Genomic DNA, 12,281 nt, shown 5'->3' on the forward strand with positions numbered 1-12,281 from the left:
TACCTTGGAACTTCAAACACTGACAAGTCGCCCCGTGGGTTCGTGGGGCGGATACTTTATTATTGGGTTGATAATCGCAACAAAGCGTAGATAAGCGTGTCAATGATCTCCTCAAGGAAGAGTTCTTGCTGACTCAGGACAAAAATCTTAACGAGTTAAAACGCTTATTGAAGAGTTGATACATACGTCTAACGAAATTAGGCGGCATTTCAGTCTAGGTGTGAATTTGCCAAATAAAATGCATGAAAAAAGCCAGTAACTTGCATTACTGACTTACTAAAAATTGCCAACCTACTTTAGAAGAAGGGGACTCTAATCCGCAGTGGTTTTAAACGGTAGGAGCAGATGCTCGCCATGCTTGGTTTTGGCTATCAGCAATTGAGCGAAACAGATCCCGCAGCTCTTTAAGCATACTATCTTGAAAACCAATATTTTCGTCAGCTTTCTGTTTCAATGCTTGTGCACGTGTCGCTAGAACTTCATCTTCTTTACCGCGAGCCTGAGCTTTAGTTTGCTCTACATTTGATGCTGAGTTTGCCATCTGACTAAGAGACTGAAGAATCGAATTTCGCGCTTGATTAGAGGTGGTAGCTTTGTCAAACTTTCGCCCCCCTTTTGTCAATTTATCAGTCAAATTACCAAGACGGTCTTGCCCGACATCCTGAACACGCTTTAACTGTTGCTGTTGAGTTTTCGATAACCCACCATTGTTCAACAAATCATTAGCCTTATCTACACCAGCTTTTTGTGTTTTCAGTAATGTATTAGTCGATGCTTCCGCTTTAATTTGTTTACCAGCTTTAGCAGAACCTATTCCGCCCAAAATTGCCGTTACACCGGCTAGAACTCCTGAAACTACAGCCATTGCGATCATCGCTTTAGCAGATTTATTTAGCTCTTGTGCTTGACTCTTAAGGCTCGCTACATTCGCTTCAACCGCGATTTCACGTTCAAGTGTTTGTTGTTCTCGGCTTAACTTCGAAACTTGGTACAGTAAGGTCATCAAAGCAAGAGATTCCGAAACCGTATTTGACGATGATTGAGTTCCAGATTGACCATGAAGTGCTTTTTCTAGGGTTTTCATAAGCAGATTTGCTGTTGGTGCCAAAGCGGTCATCAGCTTTTCAACCACGCGAGCTTGTTCTCCACTTTTCGGCGCTTTAGGTCCTTCCAAAAGATAATGTTTAGCACCTGACACCGCCGTCTCATCGTTACCACGAACCGCTGCTTCGGTTTTTGTCTCGGGGGCTTTTTCAACCTTAGTCGTTTTATCTATCTCACCCAAACCGTATAGATCTGCATTCCCAGTCTTACCAATTTTATCTAACATAAATTCTCCTTAAACCGTCGCTGGACGATTCATTACCGTTTCCATCGTTTCGCTTTTCGCCTGAATCATCTGCATGATGACATTCATCAACTCTTGGAAACCTTCCATCATCTTAGCGATTTCTTTTTTAAGCTTATCAATAACCGATTGAGTCAGCACCTTCTCCGCTTTCTGCTGAGTAAGATCCGCATTAATTTCTGTCACTTTAGCTTTATTATTGGAATGAACACTATCGGCAGAGCCTTTACCAACATTAGAAAGAAGATCTAATGACTCTGCAGCAAATCGAATACCTTTAGCTGTCGTCGTGGCTGCTTTAGAACCCATATCTGCAACTTTTGCCATATTAGCTGCCGCTTTAGTCGCAATATCAGTGATTTTTTGTGCTACTTTACTGGCACTTTTCCCCGCCAATTTAGCAATACCGCCCGCAGCCGCGCCGCCAAACGTCACAACAGCCCCAATAACCGCAACCGCAATCTCTAAAGCCATCATAACTTTGCTGAGAGCATCGACATTAATGCCAGCTTCTTTCATTGCATTTTGAACAGCTGGTTCTTGCATAGCCATACTGACTACACCCAATACACCACCGGCAATCATTAGTGCACCAGCTGCTGCTCCAACACCAGTTGCCACCATTACAGCGCCCACTATAATCGAAACTGCGGCACTGACCCACCCAAATATCTTGGAAACCAGACCCGATTTTTTCGCTTCTTTAGCCGCAGCTTCAGACTCTTTGAGTTTTTGTTCGTTATCCTTTATTTCTTGTTCGTGTTTCGCTTTCGCTACTTTTACTTCTTGGATCTTAAGCTTGTTTTGTACGCTCTTCAGTTTGTCTGTGATAGCAGCTAGCTCTACCTCAAAGTCATCGGCTGACCCTGCCAGGATTTTCACTGCTAGTGAGCCCGTGTTGTCGGCGACCGCATGTAAAACCTTGGCAATCGAATCAACGATTTTTTGTAGTTGATTCATGGCTTTCAGCGTTAATTCATTGACCTTATCGCTAACTGCAGCGTTCGGTGCATCAAGCTGAACTTTAACTTTACCAGTGTTCGGTACTTCAGATTTTTTACCTTTTACGTTTTCAACCGTTACTGAAGCTGACACGTGAGATGCAGTCTTAGTAACCTTATCTAACATTGTTTGACCAGAATCCGGTAAGTATGCCTGACTCTGAGTGCGGTCTAGTGCGATAGAATTCATATTCTAGTTACTCCTTTTGTTTTTCACCGCTTCTAACATGATGCCTGCGCGTTGATGCAAATCTGCATACTCTGGTTTTCCGGCAGACATCCCCTTCGCGCTGTAAAACCCACTCTCTGCCTCTGTTAATTGCTCAAGTTTTAGGTAACACTCTGCAGAGTGGAAAGGTGGGCGTGGGTCATTAATATCTACAAGCGCTGCATAACTGTAGGCGTCAATCGCCTGCAGGTACTCACCCAGTTCTTGACGAGCAGCTCCTAAACCAATAAAAAATCGTGCTTGGTAGTGGTCAAGCATGCTAAGCAGTTGGAATATCTTACCGGCTTGCTCTATTTTTCCTGATTGGAAAAAATTGAATCCAACAGCGTAAATGTGCTCAATGGTATCTGCTGATACATCGTGCAGCATTTTTAACGTTCCACCTTCCTCAAGAAACGAAAGGAGTTCCTCTGCTTGCATTTGAGATGGGTCAGTTACCGGGTTTTGTGTAGTCATGGTTATTTATCCTTAAATCGCTCGTAGGATTGCTTGCAAAATATTGTGGTACTTTTGAACAAATTTGTTCATAGCTTCAACAGTTGCGTTGTATTGGGAACTGATGTCGCTTAACGCAGTAGTTTTTAACTGTACAGAATCGTTAATTGGCTTCGACTTACTTGAAACCGAGCTAGAAAAATTACTAAGGTATTTGTTATCTGTATTGTTATAATATACATCGCGACTAACAGTCACTCCTGCATGCTCTAAAAATTGTTTGTGAGTAAAGTATTTAACTCCATCAGAACCAACCCTTGGAGTTATATGTTTTTCTAAATACTTAAACTCCTTACCTTTTTCAAACTTTTGTTGAGTCTCATATCCGAAATGTTTATAAGTAAAATGCTGCCTGTCTGGATAATAATGCCCACCACCAGTACTTGAGTTAATTATCTCCGATAACTTTGTACTGATGGTAGTCTGGACTTGACCAAATATTTTTAGTTTAGTCGTAAGCTCTTGGAGTTCCTCTTTCTTCTCGTTACGCTTTTCAAGACGGTTCACTCGACGCTCATTTAAAGAAAACAGCACGCGCTCATCAAAACGATCGCCAATAGTCGAATCAATCACAGATAACAAATCACGAGAGGTTAACGAGTGCTCAGCTTTAACATCTGCTTTCCTTTGACCGTCAGTCCCTACCGTTATTTTCTTTTCATCTTCTGTGATTTTACTTAAACGAGCTTTCAGAGCGGCTAGGTTACTCATCATTTTTTTATGACGAGTGGCAAAGTCGATACCAACATCTTTCCTCAACATCATTTTTTCAAACTGAAATCTTATATCTCGTGCTGTATGCTGTTTTATTTGGTCAACCTGTTGTTGTGGAGTTTGGAACTTCTGCACTTCGTGAAGACTGCTATAAAAGGCATCGACTTGAGTGTTTATAAGACTCACAGCCATATTCGAGAATAAGCTAGAGAGCGTTATATCCGTAGATGAGCTCCTTAGCTTTGCAATTGCCGCATCAAGTACTATTTGCAGCTTACTAACCGAACCTGCTCCATAAGCATTTGCGTATTGACCTTTTACTTGGTTCACCAGATCGTTCAGCCCTCCTCTAAGCTCCTGCTTAGACATACCTGGAAGCCAAGTGATTTTATTTGCCAAAAGTTGTGCATCACTGCCACTTAGCGTAAGACCTGCATTATTTAAAGATCTAGTAAGCTGTGCTAAAACTGCTGCTTTGAAGCTTTCTTTCGTTAATAAATAATCCGAGTTATTTAGCTCGTTGATGTCTACCGAACCTAGATTGCGAAATGCATTACGCAAAAAAGAAATAGCGTTCTCACGAACCTTACTAGAGCTCATTTGCTGAGAAAGTGAATTTATAAACACACTGATCTTCGCAGTAGCTTGTTTAAGTGCATCGGCATCTAAGTTAGCTATTTGTTCTTCTTGGGTACTCTGGCTTCCTAATCGGAACTGATTGATAAAGTCTGTAGGGAGCGAATTGTCTACCTTGTCACTTAACTGCTTTTCGAACCAAGTTCGGAATTGGTAAGTAAGTGTTTTGTTGACTCCGTTTACCAAGTCTTGAGGTGAAATCTGACCATTCACCGCTTGATTTTGCAACGATTTCATCCAATGAGCAGCAGTATCAACTGCAGCAGTGCCAGTAAATGCTGCTTGTTTTTCTAGTAGTTTCCTCAATGAATTGGCATAAAGATCAAGGCTATCTTGTTCACTACGCCCTAACACCTTAGGCAATTGACTAATCAACGCCTTCAACTTAGCCGCATTTGGCTCCCCTAAAATATTAGCCAATTTATCAGCCAAACGATCCTGAAATGAGGTCTGCGGCTCTGGTCGAGGTCCTACCCCACCTACTGGGTTTCTTCTGTTTATATCCGTCATTTAAAAACCTTTAAATTACTATGCCACGAAGTAACACAGGCCGCTTGCGCCTAGAGCCTTCGGCATTAGTGCCGTGGAGCGGATGTTGTTGTTGTCTGCGGCGTTGTACTTCCTCGAGCAATTCATGTTCTGCTTGTTTCATCAGTTTGGGATCGGCGTTTAACCCATCAAGCAGAATATTTCCTGCTACTGGACCAACACCTAATCCTTCAAGTAGTTCATTGAACACTTCAGCTCTGTCATCTGCAGTAAGGATAGCAAGTTCTGATTTTTCAATGGTTTCGGTAAAGGGTTGCTTCATCTTGATACCTATATTAAAGCGAAGCATCTATTAGATGCTGTCAGTAACAGTCGAGAGTTTTTACTTTCTTTCTCTTTTTAAGTGGGCGGTAGTCACTCAGGCGCAAGTAGTACCAATCATCTTGTTCATCGTGACTCGCACCACAGGCTCCCAAATAGAATTGCGCTAATCTTTGGTTACTCATATTGCTACCACGCAATACGTCAACGTTGCCACGAATGATCCAGTTGAGTGGGTACAATCGGATAGCATGTTCTGCGAGTAAAAACAGTGCAGAGAAAGGATTGCTCAAACCTTGGTTTGGAGTAATTCTTCGCAACAAAACGATGATAATTTCACCATCGTCTACTCGGAACACGAGCTCCATACCGTCGTATTCGTAGCGATGGCCAAGTAAGATAGTGCTTTTCTGCCAGAAATAAGGCCTCACTTTGATTCCTGACGTCACTAAAGACTGACTGAGTACACATGCCATTACATTCCCACCCTGCCTAAAGGTTGAATATTAATTTGTTGCGTTAGTTCTTGAAAAGACAGCACTGGCAGATCGTAGTATTCAGATTCAATCAATTTTCGCACGTAACGGCGTACGTCCATTGACACCACTAACACTGGTTTATTTGGCATACGGCTCAAATCACCAACTGCTTGCTTAACGTCGCTGACAAACTGTTGAGTAACGGAAGGGTCAAGCGCTAAGTAACTGCCCGACGAAGTCTGACGAATACCGTTACGGAGCATATCTTCCAAGCTCTGATCTAACAGGTATGCTGGCAACATATTTTGACCGCTGGCGTACTTGTAACAAATATAGCGTTTCAAACTTGAACGGATGTATTCAGTCAACTGAACCACGTCTTTTTCTTTTTGTCCCCACTCCACCATTGCTTCTAAGATCACTCGTAAGTTACGAATAGAAATATCCTCAGAGACAAGGCGTTGTAGGATTTCCGTCATTTTTTGCAAAGGCACAATACGCTGTGTCTCTTTTACTAATTCGGAATAACTGCCTTCCATTTGCTCTAGCAAATAACGAGTCTCTTGGATACCGATAAAATCTTGGGCGTACTCTTTTAGCACATGAGATAGGTGGTAAGTCAAAATACGGTCGGGAGTTAAAAAGCCCACTTGGCTGTTTTCTAGTTTTACTTTATGACTGTGGTCTACCCAAATACTCGAAATTCCCGGTAGAAAATCGTCATCTTTCTCGTAAGGTATACCAAGCAAATCGATCTGCTCATTATCTTCTGTCACCAGCAGTTTTAAGCTTTGAATCCGACCGCGGGCAACTGGCACTTCTTGCAATTGAATCAAGTATTCACCGTTGCTCATCCCTTCGTTAAATCGTAAGTGAATCCCCGGGAACGGCACGCCGAGATCTAGGTACAACGCTCGTCTTACTCGTGCGAGCTCATCATTCAAAGCGACGGCTTCTAAGCTCTCTTGTAAGCGAGCATCCAAATCGATTAGCAGCGGTACCGTCATAGCGAACTCTTCTTGTTCACCTAGTTTTCCTTTGCTGTTGCGCTGAGGTGCCGCTTTGTTCGATTTGGCGGCTGGCGAGCCCGCGCCTTGGGCAACAAAACTTGGTAAGTCGGCACTGCTTAATTTACTTTGTTGTTTTTTGTTATGGAGTAAGAAAAAGCCGCCACCACCGACTACAATAGCAAGAACAAAGAAGGTAACCTTCGGGAAACCGGGAATAAGCGCAAACAACACTAGCAACACACCGCCAATCAACAAAGCTCTTGGTTGTGCTGTAACCTGTGCTCCGATATCTGAGCCTAGGTCAGAGGACTCTTCATTCGAAACGCGCGTCACAATAATACCGGCAGTAATCGCGATAAAGAGAGCCGGAATTTGCGATACCAGGCCATCACCTACGGTCAAAACAGCAAATAGCTCCAATGCTTCCGACGCTGACATGCCTTTTTGAGTCACACCTATGGTTACACCGCCAAGAATATTCACCACGATTATCACCAGACCAGCAATAGAGTCTCCTTTTACGAACTTCATCGCCCCGTCCATAGAGCCGTACATTTGGCTTTCTTTTTCAATCACTGAACGGCGATGACGCGCCTCATGAACATCGATTACCCCGGCGCGCATATCGCCGTCTATACTCATTTGCTTACCCGGCATCGCATCAAGGGAGAATCGAGCACTGACTTCCGCTACCCTTTCTGAACCTTTAGTAATCACCATAAACTGAACGATTGTGATGATCAGGAAAACTACGATGCCCACGACCAGGTTACCACCCACGACGAAGTTACCAAAGGTAGAAACGATTTGACCAGCATCACCTTGCAGCAGGATAAGTCGTGTTGTAGTGATAGAAAGTGACAAGCGAAATAGTGTAGTGATCAACAGAACCGCTGGGAATGCAGAGAACTCTAGGGGGGATGTAATGTAGATAGCAATCATCAATAAGACGACCGCTATACTCATGTTGGTACCGATAAGTACATCCACCAATGTCGTAGGTAAAGGCAAGATCATCATAAAGACGATTGCCAGTAGCATCACGGCAAGCATGATGTCTTTACGCTGCCCAACCTTGTTAATAATATCGATCAACTTATTCATTTAGTTCACTATTTAGAGATTTTATATAACAGCGATGAGCGCGGCGCGCGCCCTCAACATCATCTTGTTTCCAGCGGGCTTGGCTAAGACAAAACCATAAACCAGCTTCATTAGAGTTGTTGGCTTCCAACAAGCTTTCGCACAGTTCGATTGAACGAGCGTACCGCCCTAAATCCAGGCATGCTACCGCTAATGTTTGGCGAGCTTCTTTATGCTGAGGTTCGATTTCCAACAGCGCTTCGAGTAACATAATTGCTTGTTTAGGTTTTTTATATTGAACTTGGAGAGCCCCGTGGATAAGCAATAGCTCCACATCTTTTGCTTGTAACATGGGAGTTAAACCTGAATCAGTAGATTCAACGCCATGGTGAGATAACGTTGATCTAATTGAGTAGTTTGCAACGTTTCCGCTGCTTGAGTTAGCGTATGAGAACCATTTTTCTTCGCCAAGTCTTGAAGTCTTTGCAGAGTTATATCAAACTGCTGACGGTATTTTTCTGGGCGAAGTAAGTCTGTATGTGTAATCTTTGGCTTAGCGAGTGGCATCAAGTACTGCTCTGAAGGGCGAAGTTCATACAATTTCTCTAGGTGCGTCGCGATGGCTTGACCGTCAGGTAGCAGTTGAAAACGTTGTGGAAAGTCGCTTTCGACTTGCTCAAGAGAGATATGAGCAAAACTTTCAATACCAACGTTTAATGTACTAATCCGATTCATGAGTTCACCACGTCGTTATGCAAACGAACTAGCAACGCGAATGCTTGTTCTATGGTTGGTAAGGTAACTTCATCGCCTTCAATTTGCGCTGAGAAAACTAACGCTTGTTCATCGAACAGCCCAGTTTTAATAGTGAATGGCCACCCTTGCCCTGAATGACAAAAGCTCAGTGCCTTTTTAATTGACTCATTAGATTGATGCCATGGCAGCGCTTTTACCAACATAAGAAACAAACAATCCTGATATTTCTCAAGGTACAAGGTGCCGCTTTGTTCAAAGCTCAACTGAACACGTCCAGCCGACGAGAAATTTACGGCTTCAAGCCCCATTCCTCGGCAAAAATCATCCACTGACGCATCAATCCAATTCATCGTTCCAAATTTCCTCTTCTTCTAAATCAATCGCTTCATCAAGCACTTTTTGTATTGCTTGTATTAGGTTTTGCCGCTGTTCTTCGTCGTTAAACACATCAATGGAAATATGCCGAACTAAGTTGTGCAGTTCTCGTAAAAAACTAATTTGTCGCTCAATGGCCCCCAACTTCATGGCGTTCACTAAGTTCCATATCTCTTCGCTTCCCACCCAGCGCTGCTCAACTAAGTCGATGACATCCGACATTAAATCAGTAACTTGATAAGCCATGGCTTGCCTGCTGAGGTTTAAACATCTGATAGATATTACTAACTTGATCTTGAAGGGTATTCAGCGTCTTAAGTTTTTGCATATCTGACATCAAAAGCTGCAGCTTAACCGAATCAATATTACTGCCTTGAACACTTAAATCTGCACTCATACCTTGCAACATAAAGTCGACGGCGGTGGACACCTCTTTTTCACCAAATCGCTCAACCACATCCTTGTATGCCGAGCCTAAGCCTTGGTAACTGTGTACTGTGTCACGATAGAAACCGCGTAGTTGGTGCAAACTGCTAAAGTCTTGCTCTTTGCTATATTCATCAGCAAAGCTCGACACACGAATCTCGGTATCAATCTGAGACCAAGAATCTGGATTTTGCTCAAAGTTCAGAAGGGCTTGGTCAATCAGCGCCAACAGATTCTTACTTTCTGGGTTCGCTCCGAGAAACTTTTTTACCGCCTTTAATGCAAGGTACTGGTGACTCTTCTCTTCAGAAAAGCCATTAAGGTAAGCTTGTAGCTGCGCGATCGTTGATAAGTTGCCACCCGCCATCTTGGTAGCAAGGTCTTTGATCTTTTGGTTCTTCTCAAGATCAGGAACTTTCCTTAAATATTCAGACACCAACTCATGAGCTTCATTAACCCGAAGACCACCATCTTTTACTTTACGTTTGGTTAGATCTTTTTCTGCTTTTTCTGAGCCTAATGACGTCAGCTCCTCCATTGCGTCAAATAATGATTGAGTAGCATTGTGTACTCGGACGCTCTCGCCTCGATAGTTTCCACCAATTGACTCCCCAGAACGTACGTACTCATGACCGCTTCGAATTGGCGTGTCAAACTTGTTACCCGTTGCAATTTGATTGTTGATAATACTCACTCATTTGCACTCCTTTCGTACAATATGACTTGAGTGTAAATGTTGTATTTGCAATAGGCTGTCAAAATCAGACGTGTTTTTTTAGGGCATTTTTAGTTTTCTAAAAACTCCCGACCAATAGTCACTATAAATACTGCCCCATCCTTTCTACTCTATCACTACCAGTTATTACGCATATTTCCTAAATTGAACGATTTCTCATACATCACCGAAACGCAACAATCTGCTATCAAACAAACTCGTTTGATACAAATCCGCGGCCGAGTTACTCAAGTTACTGGCACCATCATCAAAGCCGTGGTTCCTGGTGTTCGTGTTGGGGAACTTTGTGAGTTGCGCAACCCTGATCAAACCTTGTCGCTTCTCGCGGAAGTGGTTGGTTTTCAGCAACATCACGCGTTACTTACTCCACTTGGAAACATGCTTGGTATTTCCTCCAACACCGAAGTGAGTCCACTTGGAAAAATGCATGAAGTAGGCGTTGGCAACCACTTGTTAGGTAAGGTACTGGATGGACTGGGTCGCCCGTTTGATGGCACCCAAAATAAAGAACCGAGTGCTTGGTATCCAGTTTACAAAGATGCACCGCCACCGATGCAACGAAAATTGATCGAAAATCCCATCTCCATGGGGGTTCGTTCGATAGACGGATTACTCACCTGCGGCGAAGGACAAAGGATGGGTATTTTTGCCGCGGCTGGTGGTGGTAAAAGTACCCTACTCGCCAAGTTCATCCGCTCCGCTGACGTTGATGTCACAGTTCTCGCCCTTATCGGCGAAAGGGGGCGTGAGGTTAAAGAATTTATCGAACACGACCTTGGTGAAGAAGGCATGACAAGGGCGGTGTTAGTCGTAGCAACCTCAGATAGACCTGCAATGGAACGTGCCAAAGCTGCGTTTGTGGCCACCTCCATCGCAGAGTACTTCCGTGACCAAGGTAAACGCGTCCTACTGCTTATGGATTCTGTCACTCGCTTTGCCCGAGCTCAACGTGAAATCGGCTTGGCAGCAGGTGAACCACCAACACGACGAGGTTATCCGCCTTCTGTTTTTGCTGCATTGCCAAGACTGATGGAACGTGCTGGCCAATCAGACAAAGGCTCCATCACCGCTCTGTACACCGTACTTGTAGAAGGTGACGATATGACAGAACCAGTTGCCGACGAGACCCGATCAATACTTGATGGTCACATTATTCTTTCTCGGAAACTGGCCGCAATGAACCACTACCCAGCCATTGACGTGCTTCGTTCAGCAAGCCGTGTAATGAACCAAATCGTGGATAAAACTCATCAAGCATCGGCAGCTCATATGCGTGAAATGCTGGCAAAATATGAAGAAGTTGAACTGCTGATTAAAATTGGCGAATACCAACATGGTGCTGATAACCGCGCGGATATGGCCATTGATCAAAGTGATGATATCCGAGCGTTTTTACGTCAAGGCACACACGAAACAAGTGAGCTCGACGAAACCGTGACTCAGTTACAAGGACTCGCGGGCTTATGATCGAGCAGTTACTAGAGATCAAAACGATTCGTGCCGAGCGAGCTGACAGTGCAGTTCAGCAGCAAGAGTACCGAGTCAACAACGCCCTCTCTATAAGGCGAAAATCCGAGCAGTCCGTAGTCGATTATCACCAATGGCGAAAAGAAGAAGAAGAGCGACGATTTACCAAAGCGAAGCAGAAAATGGTGGTGCTAAAAGAACTCGAGATATTGCGACAAGAAATCGCACTATTGAGGGAAAGAGAAGCCGATTTAAAGCAGCGAGCCGCTGAAGCCAAAAAAGTATTGGAGCAAGAAGCTCAACGGCTCAAAGAGAGAAAAAAAGAAGCAATCGCCGCTCATAAAACCAAAGAAAAATTCATTCAGCTAAACGAACAAGAAATCGCTGAACAAATACGTCAAGTGCAGTACCAAGAAGAGCTCGAACAAGAAGAGTTTCGTAGTGCCATTGTTTCATAGAAGGTAAAAATGCGAGTCAAACACGATCACCCAGACACAGCAGGATTTCCCAAAAAGGTTCGACAGAGTCCCGCGACTAACGTCTCGGAAGAACTTGAGTCTATCTTTAACAATGCTCTGAAGCCTAAAACTCAGCCAGCCAATCTTCAGCAAAAGAGTGCCAAAGACCAAGCTGATTCAACGGATTCAACGGATTCAACGGTTTCAACGGATTCAACGGATTCAACGGTTTCAACGGATTCAACGGATTCAACGGTT

General features: G+C 43.7%; 14 protein-coding genes and 1 pseudogene. 3 read left to right on the forward strand and 12 right to left on the reverse strand.

The genetic code is table 11. The features are described from left to right. Nucleotides 1-328: 328 nt before the first annotated feature. The 12 genes from vopD to sctW are packed head-to-tail and all read right to left on the reverse strand — an operon-like array spanning nucleotide 329 to nucleotide 10,056. On the reverse strand, nucleotides 329-1,330 hold the full coding sequence (gene vopD, locus ACED42_RS20735) for a type III secretion system translocon subunit VopD (RefSeq protein ID WP_069591733.1): 1,002 nt from the start codon (nucleotides 1,328-1,330) through the stop codon (nucleotides 329-331). Nucleotides 1,331-1,339: 9 nt separating this feature from the next. Then, nucleotides 1,340-2,539 (reverse strand): type III secretion system translocon subunit SctE, encoded by a 1,200-nt coding sequence (gene sctE / locus ACED42_RS20740; RefSeq protein ID WP_017096455.1) that lies wholly within the window; start codon nucleotides 2,537-2,539, stop codon nucleotides 1,340-1,342. Nucleotides 2,540-2,542: 3 nt separating this feature from the next. Next, nucleotides 2,543-3,034, reverse strand: a complete 492-nt coding sequence (locus ACED42_RS20745; protein ID WP_017096454.1) for a SycD/LcrH family type III secretion system chaperone — start codon at nucleotides 3,032-3,034, stop codon at nucleotides 2,543-2,545. 12 nt (nucleotides 3,035-3,046) lie between these two features. Further along, entirely contained in the window at nucleotides 3,047-4,933 is a 1,887-nt protein-coding gene (locus ACED42_RS20750) for a virulence-associated V antigen (RefSeq protein ID WP_017096453.1), read from the reverse strand. Nucleotides 4,934-4,943: 10 nt separating this feature from the next. After that, nucleotides 4,944-5,234 carry an LcrG family type III secretion system chaperone gene (locus ACED42_RS20755; protein ID WP_017096452.1) on the reverse strand — a complete coding sequence of 97 codons (291 nt, stop codon included), beginning with the start codon at nucleotides 5,232-5,234 and terminating at the stop codon, nucleotides 4,944-4,946. A gap of 40 nt (nucleotides 5,235-5,274) precedes the next feature. Further along, nucleotides 5,275-5,709 (reverse strand): LcrR family type III secretion system chaperone, encoded by a 435-nt coding sequence (locus tag ACED42_RS20760; protein ID WP_017096451.1) that lies wholly within the window; start codon nucleotides 5,707-5,709, stop codon nucleotides 5,275-5,277. Then, complete coding sequence (sctV, locus tag ACED42_RS20765) at nucleotides 5,709-7,826, reverse strand: type III secretion system export apparatus subunit SctV (RefSeq protein ID WP_017096450.1); 2,118 nt, start codon at nucleotides 7,824-7,826, stop codon at nucleotides 5,709-5,711. Before sctV ends, ACED42_RS20760 begins: the two co-directional genes overlap by 1 nt. Then, entirely contained in the window at nucleotides 7,819-8,157 is a 339-nt protein-coding gene (gene vscY / locus ACED42_RS20770) for a type III secretion system chaperone VscY (RefSeq protein ID WP_371703973.1), read from the reverse strand. Before vscY ends, sctV begins: the two co-directional genes overlap by 8 nt. Before the next feature lie 5 nt (nucleotides 8,158-8,162). Beyond that, nucleotides 8,163-8,540, reverse strand: a complete 378-nt coding sequence (gene vscX / locus ACED42_RS20775) for a type III secretion system protein VscX (RefSeq protein ID WP_017096448.1) — start codon at nucleotides 8,538-8,540, stop codon at nucleotides 8,163-8,165. Further along, nucleotides 8,537-8,911 (reverse strand): type III secretion chaperone SycN, encoded by a 375-nt coding sequence (gene sycN, locus ACED42_RS20780; RefSeq protein WP_017096447.1) that lies wholly within the window; start codon nucleotides 8,909-8,911, stop codon nucleotides 8,537-8,539. Before sycN ends, vscX begins: the two co-directional genes overlap by 4 nt. After that, entirely contained in the window at nucleotides 8,898-9,182 is a 285-nt protein-coding gene (locus ACED42_RS20785; RefSeq protein ID WP_017096446.1) for a TyeA family type III secretion system gatekeeper subunit, read from the reverse strand. Before ACED42_RS20785 ends, sycN begins: the two co-directional genes overlap by 14 nt. After that, complete coding sequence (gene sctW / locus ACED42_RS20790) at nucleotides 9,163-10,056, reverse strand: type III secretion system gatekeeper subunit SctW (protein ID WP_017096445.1); 894 nt, start codon at nucleotides 10,054-10,056, stop codon at nucleotides 9,163-9,165. The genes ACED42_RS20785 and sctW overlap by 20 nt, the downstream gene beginning before the upstream one ends. A 186-nt stretch (nucleotides 10,057-10,242) precedes the next feature. Between sctW and sctN the strand changes: the two genes are divergently transcribed. The 3 genes and pseudogenes from sctN to ACED42_RS20805 form a co-directional block, all read left to right on the forward strand. Beyond that, the gene (gene sctN / locus ACED42_RS20795; protein WP_017100265.1) at nucleotides 10,243-11,565 is read left to right on the forward strand and encodes a type III secretion system ATPase SctN; all 1,323 of its coding nucleotides are present in this window, start codon (nucleotides 10,243-10,245) and stop codon (nucleotides 11,563-11,565) included. Further along, the gene (locus ACED42_RS20800) at nucleotides 11,562-12,023 is read left to right on the forward strand and encodes a YscO family type III secretion system apparatus protein (protein ID WP_017096443.1); all 462 of its coding nucleotides are present in this window, start codon (nucleotides 11,562-11,564) and stop codon (nucleotides 12,021-12,023) included. Before sctN ends, ACED42_RS20800 begins: the two co-directional genes overlap by 4 nt. Before the next feature lie 9 nt (nucleotides 12,024-12,032). Then, nucleotides 12,033-12,281: pseudogene (locus tag ACED42_RS20805) on the forward strand (type III secretion system needle length determinant); the annotation flags it as partial.

The sequence above is a fragment of the Vibrio sp. FF145 genome (assembly GCF_041439075.1).
Taxonomy (GTDB): Bacteria; Pseudomonadota; Gammaproteobacteria; order Enterobacterales; family Vibrionaceae; genus Vibrio; species Vibrio tasmaniensis_A.

What these genes read in the sequence shown, in the direction of transcription:
- vopD (WP_069591733.1), bottom strand. Translation starts at nt 1,330, where the DNA reads ATGTTAGATAAAATTGGTAAGACTGGGAATGCAGATCTATACGGTTTG.
- sctE (WP_017096455.1), bottom strand. Translation starts at nt 2,539, where the DNA reads ATGAATTCTATCGCACTAGACCGCACTCAGAGTCAGGCATACTTACCG.
- ACED42_RS20745 (WP_017096454.1), bottom strand. Translation starts at nt 3,034, where the DNA reads ATGACTACACAAAACCCGGTAACTGACCCATCTCAAATGCAAGCAGAG.
- ACED42_RS20750 (WP_017096453.1), bottom strand. Translation starts at nt 4,933, where the DNA reads ATGACGGATATAAACAGAAGAAACCCAGTAGGTGGGGTAGGACCTCGA.
- ACED42_RS20755 (WP_017096452.1), bottom strand. Translation starts at nt 5,234, where the DNA reads ATGAAGCAACCCTTTACCGAAACCATTGAAAAATCAGAACTTGCTATC.
- ACED42_RS20760 (WP_017096451.1), bottom strand. Translation starts at nt 5,709, where the DNA reads ATGGCATGTGTACTCAGTCAGTCTTTAGTGACGTCAGGAATCAAAGTG.
- sctV (WP_017096450.1), bottom strand. Translation starts at nt 7,826, where the DNA reads ATGAATAAGTTGATCGATATTATTAACAAGGTTGGGCAGCGTAAAGAC.
- vscY (WP_371703973.1), bottom strand. Translation starts at nt 8,157, where the DNA reads ATGTTACAAGCAAAAGATGTGGAGCTATTGCTTATCCACGGGGCTCTC.
- vscX (WP_017096448.1), bottom strand. Translation starts at nt 8,540, where the DNA reads ATGAATCGGATTAGTACATTAAACGTTGGTATTGAAAGTTTTGCTCAT.
- sycN (WP_017096447.1), bottom strand. Translation starts at nt 8,911, where the DNA reads ATGAATTGGATTGATGCGTCAGTGGATGATTTTTGCCGAGGAATGGGG.
- ACED42_RS20785 (WP_017096446.1), bottom strand. Translation starts at nt 9,182, where the DNA reads ATGGCTTATCAAGTTACTGATTTAATGTCGGATGTCATCGACTTAGTT.
- ACED42_RS20800 (WP_017096443.1), top strand. Translation starts at nt 11,562, where the DNA reads ATGATCGAGCAGTTACTAGAGATCAAAACGATTCGTGCCGAGCGAGCT.